The following is a 13464-nucleotide window of genomic DNA, read 5'->3' as shown; positions in this document are numbered from 1 at the left end:
GAAACAATTTTGAAGTTTACGGTTGCCTCGCGAGGGGATACACTCTCAGATGAATTATGCGATACGATAAAAACACGCCTTCTTGCTGCCGATTTGGCACATGACAGCGATAAACCGGATATCGTCATTACGGTGGGAGGGGATGGAACGTTTTTAGAGGCATTCCATTCTTATGCACACCGGTTAGAGGAAACCGCTTTTGTAGGCATCCACACTGGCCATCTCGGTTTTTATGCTGACTGGGTTCCTGAAGAAACAGAGCATTTGATTACTCATATCATCAAGACGCCGTTTCAGATTGTCGAATACCCTTTGCTTGAAGTGGTCATCCGCTATCGTGGCGGCCAAAGAGAGCCGAGGCGTCATTTAGCCCTCAACGAAAGTACGATTAAAAGCACCGAAGGGTCACTCGTTTGCACAGTTGAGATTAAGGGAGAGGCGTTTGAGACATTTCGAGGCGATGGCTTGTGCATGTCCACGCCTTCGGGGAGCACGGCTTACAATAAGGCGCTAGGGGGAGCAATCTTGCATCCGTCCCTTGCATCGATCCAGCTATCGGAAATGGCTTCAATTAACAACCGCATTTATCGGACGCTCGGATCGCCTCTAGTGTTGCCTCAGCATCATACGTGTTTGTTGAAACTGCTAAATGATGTGTCCGTCCAAGTTACCATCGATCATTTTAATGTACCGGTGTTTGCAGAAAATGTCGATACGATCCAAGTCCGTGTCGCAGAAGAGAAAGTTCGTTTCGCCCGTTTTCGGCCATTTCCTTTTTGGAAGCGGGTGAAGGAGGCCTTTATTAGTGAGTAACCCGACTTTTTCATGGCGCGTCGATGAAGACGCGCCCCTGCTATTACGGACGTTTTTGCGTGAAAAAAAACAAGTGTCGAAGCGGCTTTTGGCAGCCGTGAAATTTAAAGGTGGGCTTTTGCGGGTAAACGAGATGGAAGCAACGGTGCGCCATGTGGTAAAAACAGGGGATTTAGTGACAATGGTGCTACCGCCTGAATCGCCTAGCCTAAGTTTACAACCTGAACAGCTTTTATTTGGCATCCCTTATGAAGACGAGCATCTGCTCGTTGCCGATAAACCCGGACATATGGCGACGATTCCTTCTCGAGATAGACCAGGAGGTTCCCTTGCCAATGGAGTGCTCCACTATTACAAACAGCAGCACCTGCAGGCAACGTTTCATGCTGTCAACCGTCTTGACCGTGGCACAAGTGGGCTGCTGATTGTCGCCAAGCATCGTTACGCCCATGATTTGCTATCTCGGTTGCAGCAGCAAGGGGGCGTCAAGCGTTGTTATAAAGCGCTTGTAACAGGGGTTCTTTCAGAAAAAGCGGGCATTATTAATGCGCCAATTGACAGGAAGCCTGGAAGCATTATTGAACGAGAAGTGGGGCCAGGTGGCAAATCAGCCATAACCCACTACAAGGTGGAAGCAGAATCAAAGACACACAGCTTAGTGTCTTTGCAGCTCGAAACGGGCAGGACACACCAAATCCGCGTCCATTTTGCTTACATAGGCCATCCACTTGTCGGCGATGGGCTATATGGAGATCATGACGAGGCGTTGGCCCACCAAGCGCTGCATTGCGATCGTGTGGCATTGACGCATCCGTTTACAGACGAAGTACTTTATGTTGAAAAAAGCTTGCCGAAGGAATGGCGTCCATTCGTTGAGGGCATGCATCCCATTCATTGAAGATGTTCCGTTGTATGGCAGGAATTAAGACAGCAAACGCGAATTTTGCATAGTACCTTGTTAGGCATTATGATAAACTATTAGTACCTGATAATAAAATGGGAGTGATAACAATTGAAAGCAATTGATTTGTCGAACCGTACATACGTAGTGATGGGTGTCGCAAATAAACGCAGTATTGCTTGGGCGATTGCTCAAGCGCTAGCAGGGGCAGGAGCAAACTTGGTGTTTACTTACGCTGGAGAAAGGTTAGAAAAAAATGTCCGTTCTCTTGCTGAAACGCTCGAAGGGGAGCATCTTGTTTTACCATGCGATATTGCGAACGATGAAGAGATTGACAAAACATTTAACGAAATTAAAGAGAAAGCCGGCGTCATTCACGGACTTGCCCATTGTATTGCATTTGCAAACAAGGAAGAGCTCGAAGGCGAATATTTAAATGTCACACGTGATGGCTACTTGCTCGCTCAAAATATTAGTGCTTATTCATTGACCGCTGTAGCCAAAGCTGCCCGCCCGTTGATGAGCGAAGGGGGAAGCATTATTACAATGACGTACTTAGGCGGGGAGAAAGTTGTCCGCAATTATAACGTAATGGGTGTAGCCAAAGCGGCTTTGGACGCCAGCGTAAAGTATTTAGCAAACGACCTTGGGAAAGACGGCATTCGTGTCAATGCCATTTCTGCTGGGCCAATCCGGACATTGGCAGCAAAAGGAATTGGCGGTTTCAATAATGTTCTTAAGGAAATTGAAGAACGAGCACCATTGCGGAAAACGACGACCCAAGAAGAAGTAGGCGATGCCGCTCTATTCCTTGCAAGTGATTTAGCACGGGGCATTACCGGAGAAATTCTTCATGTAGATAGTGGCTATAATATTCTTTCACTTGCTTAATGTTAAAAAAGCAGCGCTCATCATCAATGAGGAGCGCTGTTTTTTTTATTCGTTTTTGATTTATACATAAGGCACAGCACACATTCATAATCATGTCTATTATGGGCAGAAAGGATTTTGTATCAATGATCTCACCATTTGAATGGTTCGTGCTTGCTTTTGCGACTTACCGCTTTACACGTTTGCTCGTTTGGGATGATATTACCGTATGGCTTAGGCGCCCTTTTATTAAAGAAACAGAGATGGTAGATGAAAATGGAGAAAAGGTGTTGTATTTAGAAGGCAAGGGGCGAGGGCTGCGCAAATGGGTAGGAAGCCTACTATCCTGTTATTGGTGTACCGGTGTCTGGGTTGCGCTATTCTTTTATGGAGGGTATGTTTTTTTTCCACGCGTATTTTGGCCGTTAGCCGTTCTTTTTTCCATTGCTGCTGTGGCAGCAGTTCTGGAAACGATGACAAGAAAGTTGGAATAATAGAGGAGTGCCACATAGGCAACTCCCCTTTTTTGTGTATAGAAAGGATAAAGGACCATACATGAAAAAGAGCTTGGCATAAGATGGTTTTGCATTCATCAAAAAATATTATTCTTTAATCGTACAATAGGTTGCCAATCTGTTAGGGCTAAACGGTTTTCCAATTAACGATCCTATCCTTTAATCCCTTTAAAAAGAATAAAGGGAGGAACGGTTTTTTCATCTTTCCATTTTAGGCCGTACTCATCTTCCACACGTCGAATCGTCTTATTGGCAACGTTTTGTAGCGTCGGTTGTTGTGTTTCGATTTCAATAAAGCCGTTGTTAACGAGCCATGTTTCATACGTTTTTTCTGGCCAATGGTAATCTTCAATTAGCAACTGATTTCCGCCCCAACGCAATTCTTTTTGAATGATATCGCCCCGTTTGTAGGTTTTGCCTTTTTCGCCGATACGGCATGTGGAAAAAACATGACCTGTGGAATTGGGATTGGTATCTAACAGCACAAATGGAGCACCTGGTTTTAATACACGGTATATTTCTTGCAAAATGTTGTTTAGTACTGCTTCATCCCCAATCGTAATGAAAACGAAACATGAAAAAGCACCATCAATGGAGTTGTCATCTAAAAAAGCGAGTTTTGGGTCTTTCACTAAACGATAATGCACGTTTTTATGGTTGTGTTTCTTGGAAGCAAGCTGAATCATTTCTGCCGATTGGTCGACTGCAATAACGGTCGCTGAAAACAACTCAGCAAAGCGTGTTGCGATTTTGCCTGGCCCACAGCCAAAGTCAAGAATGGTCTGGCGCTCGTCTTTGTCAAAATGGGAAAACACAAATTGATACCCTAATAGTTGCTCCAAAATGTCATTATAGGCTTCGTACTTTTCCGCTACTTCCTTTTGAAAGAAAAACTCAGTCATCCCTCTACACCTCCTAGTAAACATAGTTATATGCTTGGAATTAAAAGAGTGTGCAATGACAGAAGGTGGAAACCGGTAAAAATAAAAAAACCAGGCTTAACAACGCCTGATTTAATAAAACAGCTAAACAAGGGTGAAAGCGATCGCATTCAAAGCAGGAATGCCTTCTGGATGTTCGTCGCCGTATACAAAACCGTTCACTTGCATCGCCACAGAGCTTGTTGCCGCCATAGGCAATTGAATTTCAAAATTAGAAAACATAACCGTTGATAAGGCAGGAATTTCCGCTGTTTTTGGCTTCAGCCAATACTGGCCCGTTTCTTTTGCTTGTGCATCGCCGCTTTCCTCTAAAAAAGACCAGCCATCGCTTTCATTCATTTGAGCAACATGGTCTTTAGGCGCACGGGGGCGATTGATTTTCCCAGTCAAATTAGCCAATTCCGGTTTATTAAAGGCAAGGCAAATGATAGGAGTGGACAGTGGCGCCGTGCCTTTATTTTCGATAACAAAATGGCCCTTTACAAGCACTGTTTCATCTTCTTCGAAAGTAGAAGGCACTAGAATGGAATACGAAAAATAAGGGACGATGATCGCTTGCCTCGTAGAATTTTGTTCATAGTCGTTTGCGCCGGCACCGCTGTTTTTTTCAGCTTGTTGCGCCAATTCTTCCAGCCGGTCAGTCAATCCATCGATAATTCGCTTTTGTTCAAGCAATTTCTTCTCCTGCTGACGAAGCAGCCGTTCATTTTTGACCGTTTCAGAACGATAGTGCAATAATCGCTGCTTTAGTTGAATATGTTCTTTATGAACGTTTGTTTTCTGGTTAAAAGACATAGACGCCTCCTTAAAAAGTCGGACATTGAAAACAAGTCTGGTAATACAGACTACGCGGCATCTCGTTATTGTATGTATGGCTGATTCATTTGCGACGAGAAAATCCGAGCCGTCGTGAAACGGCTCGGTGGCAAAAGGGGAGATTAGGATGCGGATTTTGAATGGCTTTTGCTTTTCTTGCCAGGAAATAGAGTAGGGCATTGTGGTGGGAATTTCGTTTCTTTGCAAAGAACATCGCTAATAGGAAATTCCAACCGAGGTTTGCAATATGCCGCTTCAATTTCCAGCAAAACGTCAGCTAATACATGGACATCTAGGCAGAAGGAGAAAGAAAGGTCCAGCTGCATATAAGAGCCGTCAAAGATAAGTTCAGCATCACATTGACCTGCTGTGACGAAAGCGCACACTTCAGTGCCTTCTGGCGCGCATAAGTAGAACGTTTCGACTTTTGTAAATTCAAATGGCTCGCATGACGTACAAATATGGTTGCCAGCTTCGTCGTATAGGTCTACATCGACGGAAACCTTAATGAGAATTTTCACTTTCTCAAGCGTAACCTCTTCGCCATTTGGCATGCAAACTTCTACTTGCATTCTGTTATGCGGATCAGTCACTTCCTTCGTGTAAATCTCGGACTCAATCACCCGGCAGACGGCTTCACATTTCGGGAATTGTTTAATAAACTCTGTAAACGATTCTGCCTCGCTGTCCCTGCATTTAAACAGTTCGGACAAATCACTGCCGGATTTATTTCCTTCATGGTAGCATGCCGTTGGCAAATCGACTTGGCGTGTGACCCAGTCGAACACTTTAGGGACACTAATGCATACATTATGCTTTTCGTGATCTGTGCTCATGCATAAACCTCCTTATGATTTCCTAGCGTGGTTTTCTCTCTTTGTGCCCTTAACTAGGTGTTCAGGCTACTGTATAGTATGAATGGCCAGTAAAAATGTGCAGCCTGATATAAATTATTTTCGGGCTCCTATCCGTACCTTCTAGCCACGGCAACATAAGATAGTAAATACGATAAATAGAAAGAGGAGGAAAAAGCGGATGAATCAAAAAAGCAATCAGCCTCAAGCGTTTATCAAAAGAGTAACAAACAAAAAGAGACCGAAAACGGGGTACAAACCAAAGCCTACCTGCTGCGGTGGCAAGAAAAAAACAAATAAACGTTCATCTTAGACTAGGCTTAAAAAGACTTGGACCTGTATGTTCATTCAATATAAAAGGAAGGCATGCCATCTCCACGAGGCATGCCTCCAGCTGTAGGGAAGCACTTGCATCTTTCGTCGTATGTATGAAGTGAACAAGTTGAAGTCATATCGTTTAGCGTTACTGCCGCTTCCTTCATTTAAATAGAAGTTCCCCGTCAGCAAAATAAAGCTAAGGAAATACGCGTAAATAAATGAAATGGGCGTGTTTAGCCGGTAAATGAGCTGATTTTTCCGCGTGTATCACTCACTTAAGACGAGCCAAACTCATATTGTATTAGTGTCCAATAAAAAACGATGAGGAGGTTTATGCATGCAAAATCAATATCAACAATTGATAGAAGTCCTTGTTCGCCAAGTTTTAAAAAAGCATAACGTCTCTCCGACAAAAGACTTGTCAGAAGAAGAAAAAGAAAAAATTCGTAGCACTGCTTTTGGTCTGCAGCAACAAGTGGAAGAGCTGTTGAAAGAAAAACAAACGGGAACAAATGAGGAAGCAAAGAATGACAAAGGCAATGACTCGCAGGGGAAAAGTGATCCGTTTAGTGAAATCCTAAAACGGAAAGCGGAAAAACGGAAAAAAACAGAGTAACAAGGGCCTTAGCTGAAATTAGGCGGCTGTTCCAGGGACATACGCACAGGCAAAATAGTCGGATGAGCATAATTTAAATTAGATTCTAAATTGGAGGGAAAATCATGAGTGAAGAATTTACACGGTTTTTAGATAAACCGCGCCATCATTCATCTTCATGCGATAGCTGCTCTTGCCATAGCTGTTCACATGGTGGACACGATTCACACTGTCATTCGGATAAGCACCATCATTCAGATAAGGATAAAAGAGATGACCACCACAAGAAATGGTCTGCATTAGACCCAGATGCGTGCCATCCAATGGGCTTTGACGAAGATATCGCACAAAGAGCAACACAGGCAAACAAAGATATCCAAGTTTCCGAAGAACTCATTTATATTAAAGATTCTTGCGATGTAGAAGTGGAATCGACCGACACGAAAGCAGCGATTAATTTACAAGTAGCGATTCAAGCTGCCATTGCGTTGATTATCCGCATCTCTTTAGCTGGAAGCGACAATGCCGAAGAAATCACACAAGAAATTCTTCAGGTCTCAAAGACGAAGCAAATCACTCGTCAAAAAACGATTGTCGACAATTCCAGAAATGTTCAAGTGTCAACGACGGATACGCAAGTGGCGGTCAACATTCAAATCCAAATCGCAATTCTCTTGGCCATCCTCGTCGAATTGGATATCCTTTAATACCATGGAAAGCTGTCAAGTTTGGCAGCTTTTTTTGGTATGTTGATTTCGCAGATTGGCTATTGTGCCTTGGCGGTCATTCTTTCTTCGAACGCCCTCGATCTAAAAGGTTACGAGAGAACCAGTTTGGCGACATTTCGCTAGTTGGTTCATGTGGAGCCGCCCGATGAGCTACGTAAAAAGTGGACTCTTGTAATTTTTCTTTTGGAGACGGGTGTTCTTCTTCTTGTACCTTTACCTCAGGGCCGGCAGCAGGGGCTGCTTCTTTTGGTGGCGGTGGGTTGGTAAATGACTTGGCTTTTGCTTCCGCCAGCTCTTCTGATAATTTGTGTTTCTCGTTTAGCGCCTGCTCAAGCCGTTCCTGCAGTTGTTTGTTCTCTGCTTGCAATTGGTCGATCATGTTGTAATGATAATCATTTTTATATCGTTTCAGCTCTATTTCTAATTTAGCCGCTTCTGCCTGGGCATGGATTAATCGTTGGTGCAGTTGGGCAGCTGTTAGACGCATTGGAGATCGATTCACTCTCATCAGTCCTTTCAGCTTCATAATTGCTTAGTTTAAATGTATGAAAGCAAAACAAAAACATGAATTGAAATTGGCGGTGTTTGGTTGGAAAGGGGGAAAAGTAGAGAGTGTGCTTGCTTGTTTTTGCATCATCTCCTACTGTTATACTCCTCAATGGCAAACTCATTGAGGAGTATACGTCACCGAGTTCGTGGCATCGATTTCCGGCGTTGTTACACGAAATGGATGCCTATAAAAGGAATGAGGGAAGAGCAGACTCGTCCTAGTTTTGGCTGCGGTTCATCAAGCTGCGCACAAATCGGGTTGGGTGGGCTCGTTTGCCCCGATAATGAACAGGGGCCGAGATCGCCAATTCCTTTTTCGCACGCGTCATCGCCACATACATCAGTCGTCTTTCCTCTTGCAAGGGGCCATCATCGCCTTCTCGCCAAGCGTCAAGCGCATAGTCATGGGGGAGGCTGCCCTCGACTGCTCCTACAATAAAGACATGGCTAAATTCAAGCCCTTTTGAACGATGGATCGTCAATAATTGAATGCTTTTTGGGTGGCGAGTTTGGAACGTTTGGCATTCCTGTTGTTTGGCGATTACATGGTCGATATGGATCAAAAACGATTCGACTGTTTCAAATTGTGTCGCTGCGACTTTAAGTTGATTAAAATCGTCGCTGCCTTTTTCGAATTTATTCCCTTCCTGACCTTGTTTTTTGATCGTTTCATTCAATCCTAAACGTGCTTCGGCAAAAGCAAGCGCTTCGGATGGATTCATCTTTTGCATGCGGCGGCAATCAGCAGGCAACGTTTTTAGTTTTTTTGCTTGAAAGGCGGGCAACTCTGTTAAAAAAGGGATGGCTTCAAGAAGACTGCACCGTTCTGTTTTCTGGATGTGTAACAACTGATCGAGATGCTCTTGCTTTATAAATAAAGCTTTCAACAGTTCTACCATCACATATGGACTTTCTTCGTTCCTGCCAATCCGCAAAAAGGAGAGCGCACGGCGTACAAATGGCCGTTCATAAAAACAGGCAAATCCTTGTTCGAGCGAGAATGGGAGCGTCGTATCAACCAAACGGTCCACGAGGGCTCTCACGCTTGTAGACGTGCGGTAAAGCACGGCGATTTCGCTTGGACAAATGCCCTTTCCAATTAGCCTCTTGATTTCTTCCACAATCATGGTTGCTTCCTCTTCCTCGTTGTAGGGGAAGAACAAATAAGGCAATTGATCGGATGTGTGCTGAGCAACGAGCGTTTTTTCTAGTCTCGTCCGATTTTCTGCAATCACTCGATTGGCACTGGCAATAATCGGGTGTGATGAACGATAATTTTCGACTAAATGAATCGTTTTCGCTTCTGGATAGTGAGCGGTAAAACTGCGAATAAAACGAGGGTCGCTCCCCCTAAACCGATAAATCGATTGGTCATCATCGCCGACAACGCATATATTGCGCTGAGGCATCGCTAACAATTTGACAATTTCAAATTGCACAGGGTTAATGTCTTGAAATTCATCGATTAACAAGTAGGCAAAACGTTCTTGGTAGCGCTGCAAGAGGCGGTTGTTTTCCTGGAGCACATATAGGCAGCCGAGCTGCATATCGTCGAAATCAAAACGCCCTGTTTCCCGCAAGGCTTTCTCATAATGTTCGTAAAGGAGGGCTGCTTTTTCTTCAAACGGATCTGTTGTCTCAACATGTTTAGGAGCGATCATATGGTTTTTCCACCAGCTAATTTGTGTTGCTGCTTGATCATAAGGAAACTCGCTCTCATCTAAACCTAGCGCTCTGCCTTGTGTTTTTAACAGTTCTTGCCCTGATTTTATTAATTTTGACCCATGCCATTTATTGGGATCAGCATGGACAAGCATTGTATAGAATAAACTGTGGAATGTGCGAATCAGCAATGACTGGGCGAACGTTGGTTCAATCCCTGGGTATTCAGTCATTCGTTCCCGCATTTCTTGTGCGGCTTTTGCGGTAAACGTAACGAGCGCCATTTTGTTGGGATGAATGTTTGCTTCGCTTATCATATAGGCTGCCCGTGCTGTGAGGACGCGTGTTTTTCCACAACCTGCGCCAGCTAAAAGGAGCAGCGGCCCATCGATATGCTTGACAGCTTTCCATTGCGCATCGTCGAGTGTAAGGCCGGCTTTTGTCAGTTGCTCGCGGTAGCCTTCCATGGCCATTTGTTTAGTAGAGGCTGGCACCGTAAACGGAGCAACGTTTGACAAGACAAGAGGCGCTTTCCATGCTGGGGTGGTGTTTAAAACCGCCCTTCTTTGAGGCAAACGAAACCCATGTGCGGTTGTAGCAGCTGTTTGAGATTCTGCTTGCCTTGCTTGTTCAAAAGCTTCTACTTGCTCCCTGCAACGGTTGTCGCCGCTAGGGGGATGGATAAATGAGGGCTTTTGGTGAATTGAGAAGGACATAGATAAAGGGGCGCCACAGTGTATGCAATGGAGCAACCCTTTTTTACTAAGCAGGTAAAATGTATGCCATTTCCCCCGATCAAGTTCTGGCAAATACAAAGGTTCGTTTAAATAAAGTGCCGTGTTCATACTAACTCCTTTCGGGTGCAACCGTTATCGTATCAAAAGGAACAGCAACCACGCAATAAAAGCTCATAACAAAATACTATATAAAAAAACAAAAAAGATGCAGGGAATTGCTAATAGATAGCGAAAAAACTAGAAAACCGTAAAGGAGGTTACAAATGGCTGACATTGAAGGAAAAAGCACGGCCATCCTTTATGAAGCTTTTCAGTCTGAAGCGAGCGACATTCATTTTCTCCCTACTTCAAAAGGGTACCTAGTTCATTACCGGGCACTTGGTGAAATTCATGCTGGGCAAACGTTAAAGGCTGAGGATGGCTTCAGAATCGTAAGCTATTTTAAGTACGCTTGCGGAATGGATATTGGCGAACGAAGAAAACCACAAAGCAAAGCGATCTCCTACGATTGGCAAGGCAATGGTTACACACTTCGCTTCTCGACATTGCCTGCTAAACCAAGTGAAAGTTTGGCTATACGCATTTCCCCACGCACGACTCCTTATACACTCCAATCTCTTTCCTTATTTGCTTCTGATACGCGAAAGTTCACGGAGCTTGCCCATTGCCAGAACGGTCTTGTCCTCTTTACAGGGGCGACAGGGTCGGGCAAAACAACGAGTGTTTATGCATTGCTTGATTACGTGCAGCAATCGAGCACGAAAATGATTGTAACAATTGAAGACCCGATTGAAAGGCCGATTGACGGCATGGTTCAAATTGAAACAAATGAAAAAGCGGGCATCACTTTTGCAACAGCTTTAAAAGCGGTGTTGCGCCACGATCCTGATGTGATTGTCATTGGGGAAATTCGTGATCGCAACACAGCGGAACTTGCTTTGCAAGCAGCGACAACAGGCCATCTAGTAATTGCCAGTTTACACGCTGCGAGTGCTTCTCTTGCCTTTGCCCGTCTAGCGGAGTTAGGCGTGAATGTACGCGTTGAATGCGTCCGGGCAGTCATTCACCAAAAATTAGCGAAAGTCGTAAGCAAAAACAAACGTGTGGCATTTTTTGAATGGTTGCTAAAGGATTCGCTCTTAAAAGGAGCTGATTCTAATGACAAGTCAGGTGAAATAGAAGCGCTTAGAGCGGTTCGCAAGGCGTGGGCCATTGGAGCGATTGACCGGCACTCATATAACTTGCTAACAGACAAAGGGATGACGGAGGTGGGCAGTGGGTACTGTTAGGGAAAAGCAAAAAGTGGAACAAGTGCAATTTTTGAAGCGTCTCGGTGAATTGTTGAATAAAGGGTACGAAATGGACCAAGCATTGTCGTTCTTGGCTGTCCACGCCTCAAGAGAGTTGCAGGGGAAAATTACAGGTTTAAAAAAAGATTTAAGAGAAGGGAAGACATTGTGGCAAAGCATCGAGCCATTCTCCCTACCTGGAGAAGCACAATCATTTGTCTATTTCTATGAAGAGCAAGGTGAGCTTGCAGAAGGGCTTGTGTCTGCTGCTCAGTTGGCTGAAAAAAGAGCTTATACAAAAAAACAGCTGCAAAAGCTACTGCGTTACCCCATTTTTTTACTTTGGGGCGCTGCGGTTGTTCTGATCGTATTAAACCAATTTGTTGTTCCACACTTTAAATCATTGTATGCGACAATGGAATCAGCGCCTCCATGGCTAACGCAGTTCTTTTTCCAGTTCCTTACTTATATCCCCTATATGCTCATTGGACTTGCTGTAGTTGGGTTTATAGCAAGTATGCTCATATGGAAGCAGTACAAAAAACGCTCTCCACACGACCAAATAGCGGTCTTTCTAAAAATAAAGCCAATAAAAGCAACAGTCCAACAAGCGATTTCCTATTATTTCTCTTTGCAACTAGGAAGGCTCCTCGAAACGGGAATGTCGTTGCAACAAGCGCTAAACGTATTTGAAGGACAAGATTATTTGCGTTTTTTTAAAGAAGAAGCACGGTGGATGAACAATGAGTTAGAAAGAGGGGAGTCATTTATTGCTTACATTAAGGAAAAGCCTTATTATCTAGATGAACTAGCTGCTATTGTCGAGAATGGTATGCGTACCGGCACAATAGCTAGTGATTTGCAACAATACAGTGAATGGCTTTATCAAGAAATGGATGATCGCTTGCAAAAAGGCGTTGTTTGGTTGCAGCCTGTGTTGCTTTTAGCAATTGGCGCGTTTGTATTTGGTCTGTTTTTAGTAGTCATGTTGCCGATGTTTGAAATGATCGGTTCGCTTGAGTAAGACTTGACCAATCCCTATCAGAATCGGTAATATAGAAAAAGAACGAGCACAAAAATGAGTTGGAAAAACTTTTTTTAAAAAAGTCCTTGCGCAATGTCTGCTCCTATGGTATATTATTAAATGTCGCTGAGGTGATAGACAAGCGGCATTACATAATCTTTCATTTTCGGGGCCTTAGCTCAGCTGGGAGAGCGCCTGCTTTGCACGCAGGAGGTCAGCGGTTCGATCCCGCTAGGCTCCACTTTTACGGAGGAATACCCAAGTCTGGCTGAAGGGATCGGTCTTGAAAACCGACAGGCGGGTTACACCGCGCGGGGGTTCGAATCCCTCTTCCTCCGCCATTCTTTTGATTTATTCTTAACGACGCGGGGTGGAGCAACGAACGAAGTGAGTTGTCTCGACGCACCAAACATCCCTGAATGAGCAAGCAGAGGAAGAGACAGTTATCCTCTTTCAAACAATAGCACAGCAAATCTCATATTCATTAGTAGCGACGCGGGGTGGAGCAGTCTGGTAGCTCGTCGGGCTCATAACCCGAAGGTCGGCGGTTCAAATCCGTCCCCCGCAACCAAATAATGGGCTATAGCCAAGCGGTAAGGCAACGGATTTTGATTCCGTGATTCCCTGGTTCGAATCCAGGTAGCCCAGCCATATGCGGAAGTAGTTCAGTGGTAGAACATCACCTTGCCAAGGTGGGGGTCGCGGGTTCGAATCCCGTCTTCCGCTTTTTTTATTGCAAAATCAATGATAGGCGGGGGTAGTTTAGTGGTAAAACCTCAGCCACGAGCGAAACATCCGTGAGTAATCTCCGAGTTGCCTCGACGCATTCACATCGCTTGAATAAGCGAGCAG

General features: G+C 44.5%; 13 protein-coding genes and 5 tRNA genes. 13 read left to right on the top strand and 5 right to left on the bottom strand.

All coding sequences use genetic code 11. From position 1 onward, the window contains the following. The first annotated feature begins 9 nt into the window (after positions 1 to 9). From BUC05_RS09165 to BUC05_RS09150, 4 genes are all read left to right on the top strand, one after another. Entirely contained in the window at positions 10 to 813 is an 804-nt protein-coding gene (locus BUC05_RS09165) for an NAD kinase (protein ID WP_011247362.1), read from the top strand. Beyond that, the gene (locus BUC05_RS09160; protein WP_073304643.1) at positions 806 to 1711 is read left to right on the top strand and encodes an RluA family pseudouridine synthase; all 906 of its coding nucleotides are present in this window, start codon (positions 806 to 808) and stop codon (positions 1709 to 1711) included. Before BUC05_RS09165 ends, BUC05_RS09160 begins: the two co-directional genes overlap by 8 nt. A 114-nt stretch (positions 1712 to 1825) precedes the next feature. Further along, positions 1826 to 2605 carry an enoyl-ACP reductase FabI gene (gene fabI, locus BUC05_RS09155; protein WP_035201749.1) on the top strand — a complete coding sequence of 260 codons (780 nt, stop codon included), beginning with the start codon at positions 1826 to 1828 and terminating at the stop codon, positions 2603 to 2605. A 125-nt stretch (positions 2606 to 2730) separates the two neighbouring features. Next, complete coding sequence (locus tag BUC05_RS09150) at positions 2731 to 3078, top strand: DUF1360 domain-containing protein (RefSeq protein WP_073304641.1); 348 nt, start codon at positions 2731 to 2733, stop codon at positions 3076 to 3078. Positions 3079 to 3251: 173 nt separating this feature from the next. On the opposite strand, the gene BUC05_RS09145 is transcribed toward BUC05_RS09150, so the two are convergent. From BUC05_RS09145 to BUC05_RS09135, 3 genes are all read right to left on the bottom strand, one after another. Beyond that, a complete protein-coding gene (locus tag BUC05_RS09145) occupies positions 3252 to 4001 on the bottom strand; it encodes a class I SAM-dependent methyltransferase (protein WP_011247358.1) in 750 nt (249 codons plus the stop codon). Between the two features lie 123 nt (positions 4002 to 4124). Further along, the gene (locus BUC05_RS09140) at positions 4125 to 4835 is read right to left on the bottom strand and encodes a hypothetical protein (RefSeq protein ID WP_011247357.1); all 711 of its coding nucleotides are present in this window, start codon (positions 4833 to 4835) and stop codon (positions 4125 to 4127) included. A 143-nt stretch (positions 4836 to 4978) separates the two neighbouring features. Next, positions 4979 to 5692, bottom strand: a complete 714-nt coding sequence (locus BUC05_RS09135; protein WP_011247356.1) for a BMQ_0737 family morphogenetic spore coat protein — start codon at positions 5690 to 5692, stop codon at positions 4979 to 4981. A 673-nt stretch (positions 5693 to 6365) separates the two neighbouring features. Here BUC05_RS09135 and BUC05_RS09130 point away from each other — a divergent pair. Together BUC05_RS09130 and BUC05_RS09125 are read left to right on the top strand one after the other, a co-directional pair. Continuing rightward, entirely contained in the window at positions 6366 to 6644 is a 279-nt protein-coding gene (locus tag BUC05_RS09130; protein ID WP_011247355.1) for a hypothetical protein, read from the top strand. A gap of 104 nt (positions 6645 to 6748) precedes the next feature. After that, positions 6749 to 7330 (top strand): spore coat protein, encoded by a 582-nt coding sequence (locus BUC05_RS09125; protein ID WP_011247354.1) that lies wholly within the window; start codon positions 6749 to 6751, stop codon positions 7328 to 7330. Between the two features lie 76 nt (positions 7331 to 7406). Here BUC05_RS09125 and BUC05_RS09120 read toward each other — a convergent pair whose 3' ends face one another. Beyond that, positions 7407 to 7853, bottom strand: a complete 447-nt coding sequence (locus tag BUC05_RS09120; protein ID WP_011247353.1) for an efflux RND transporter periplasmic adaptor subunit — start codon at positions 7851 to 7853, stop codon at positions 7407 to 7409. 265 nt (positions 7854 to 8118) lie between these two features. Beyond that, positions 8119 to 10407 carry an ATP-dependent helicase gene (locus BUC05_RS09115; protein ID WP_073304639.1) on the bottom strand — a complete coding sequence of 763 codons (2289 nt, stop codon included), beginning with the start codon at positions 10405 to 10407 and terminating at the stop codon, positions 8119 to 8121. Positions 10408 to 10562: 155 nt separating this feature from the next. Between BUC05_RS09115 and BUC05_RS09110 the strand changes: the two genes are divergently transcribed. The 7 genes from BUC05_RS09110 (at position 10563) to BUC05_RS09080 (ending at position 13338) form a co-directional block, all read left to right on the top strand. After that, complete coding sequence (locus tag BUC05_RS09110) at positions 10563 to 11588, top strand: ATPase, T2SS/T4P/T4SS family (RefSeq protein WP_011247351.1); 1026 nt, start codon at positions 10563 to 10565, stop codon at positions 11586 to 11588. Then, the gene (comGB, locus tag BUC05_RS09105) at positions 11575 to 12612 is read left to right on the top strand and encodes a competence type IV pilus assembly protein ComGB (RefSeq protein ID WP_011247350.1); all 1038 of its coding nucleotides are present in this window, start codon (positions 11575 to 11577) and stop codon (positions 12610 to 12612) included. The genes BUC05_RS09110 and comGB overlap by 14 nt, the downstream gene beginning before the upstream one ends. Positions 12613 to 12780: 168 nt before the next feature. Continuing rightward, positions 12781 to 12853, top strand: a tRNA-Ala gene (locus BUC05_RS09100). Positions 12854 to 12860: 7 nt separating this feature from the next. Then, positions 12861 to 12953 (top strand) — tRNA-Ser (locus tag BUC05_RS09095). 153 nt (positions 12954 to 13106) lie between these two features. After that, positions 13107 to 13183 (top strand) — tRNA-Met (locus BUC05_RS09090). Between the two features lie 5 nt (positions 13184 to 13188). Further along, a tRNA-Gln gene (locus BUC05_RS09085) sits at positions 13189 to 13263 on the top strand. 3 nt (positions 13264 to 13266) lie between these two features. Continuing rightward, positions 13267 to 13338: transfer RNA gene (locus tag BUC05_RS09080), tRNA-Gly, on the top strand. Positions 13339 to 13464: the final 126 nt, after the last annotated feature.

This window comes from Shouchella rhizosphaerae, from assembly GCF_900142675.1.
GTDB classification, from domain to species: domain Bacteria; phylum Bacillota; class Bacilli; order Bacillales; family Bacillaceae_D; genus Shouchella; species Shouchella rhizosphaerae.
The sequence above is the reverse complement of the archived record's forward strand: the minus strand, read 5'-3'. Positions and strand labels throughout refer to the sequence as shown.

What these genes read in the sequence shown, in the direction of transcription:
- BUC05_RS09150 (WP_073304641.1), top strand. Translation starts at nt 2,731, where the DNA reads ATGATCTCACCATTTGAATGGTTCGTGCTTGCTTTTGCGACTTACCGC.
- BUC05_RS09145 (WP_011247358.1), bottom strand. Translation starts at nt 4,001, where the DNA reads ATGACTGAGTTTTTCTTTCAAAAGGAAGTAGCGGAAAAGTACGAAGCC.
- BUC05_RS09140 (WP_011247357.1), bottom strand. Translation starts at nt 4,835, where the DNA reads ATGTCTTTTAACCAGAAAACAAACGTTCATAAAGAACATATTCAACTA.
- BUC05_RS09135 (WP_011247356.1), bottom strand. Translation starts at nt 5,692, where the DNA reads ATGAGCACAGATCACGAAAAGCATAATGTATGCATTAGTGTCCCTAAA.
- BUC05_RS09130 (WP_011247355.1), top strand. Translation starts at nt 6,366, where the DNA reads ATGCAAAATCAATATCAACAATTGATAGAAGTCCTTGTTCGCCAAGTT.
- BUC05_RS09125 (WP_011247354.1), top strand. Translation starts at nt 6,749, where the DNA reads ATGAGTGAAGAATTTACACGGTTTTTAGATAAACCGCGCCATCATTCA.
- BUC05_RS09115 (WP_073304639.1), bottom strand. Translation starts at nt 10,407, where the DNA reads ATGAACACGGCACTTTATTTAAACGAACCTTTGTATTTGCCAGAACTT.
- BUC05_RS09110 (WP_011247351.1), top strand. Translation starts at nt 10,563, where the DNA reads ATGGCTGACATTGAAGGAAAAAGCACGGCCATCCTTTATGAAGCTTTT.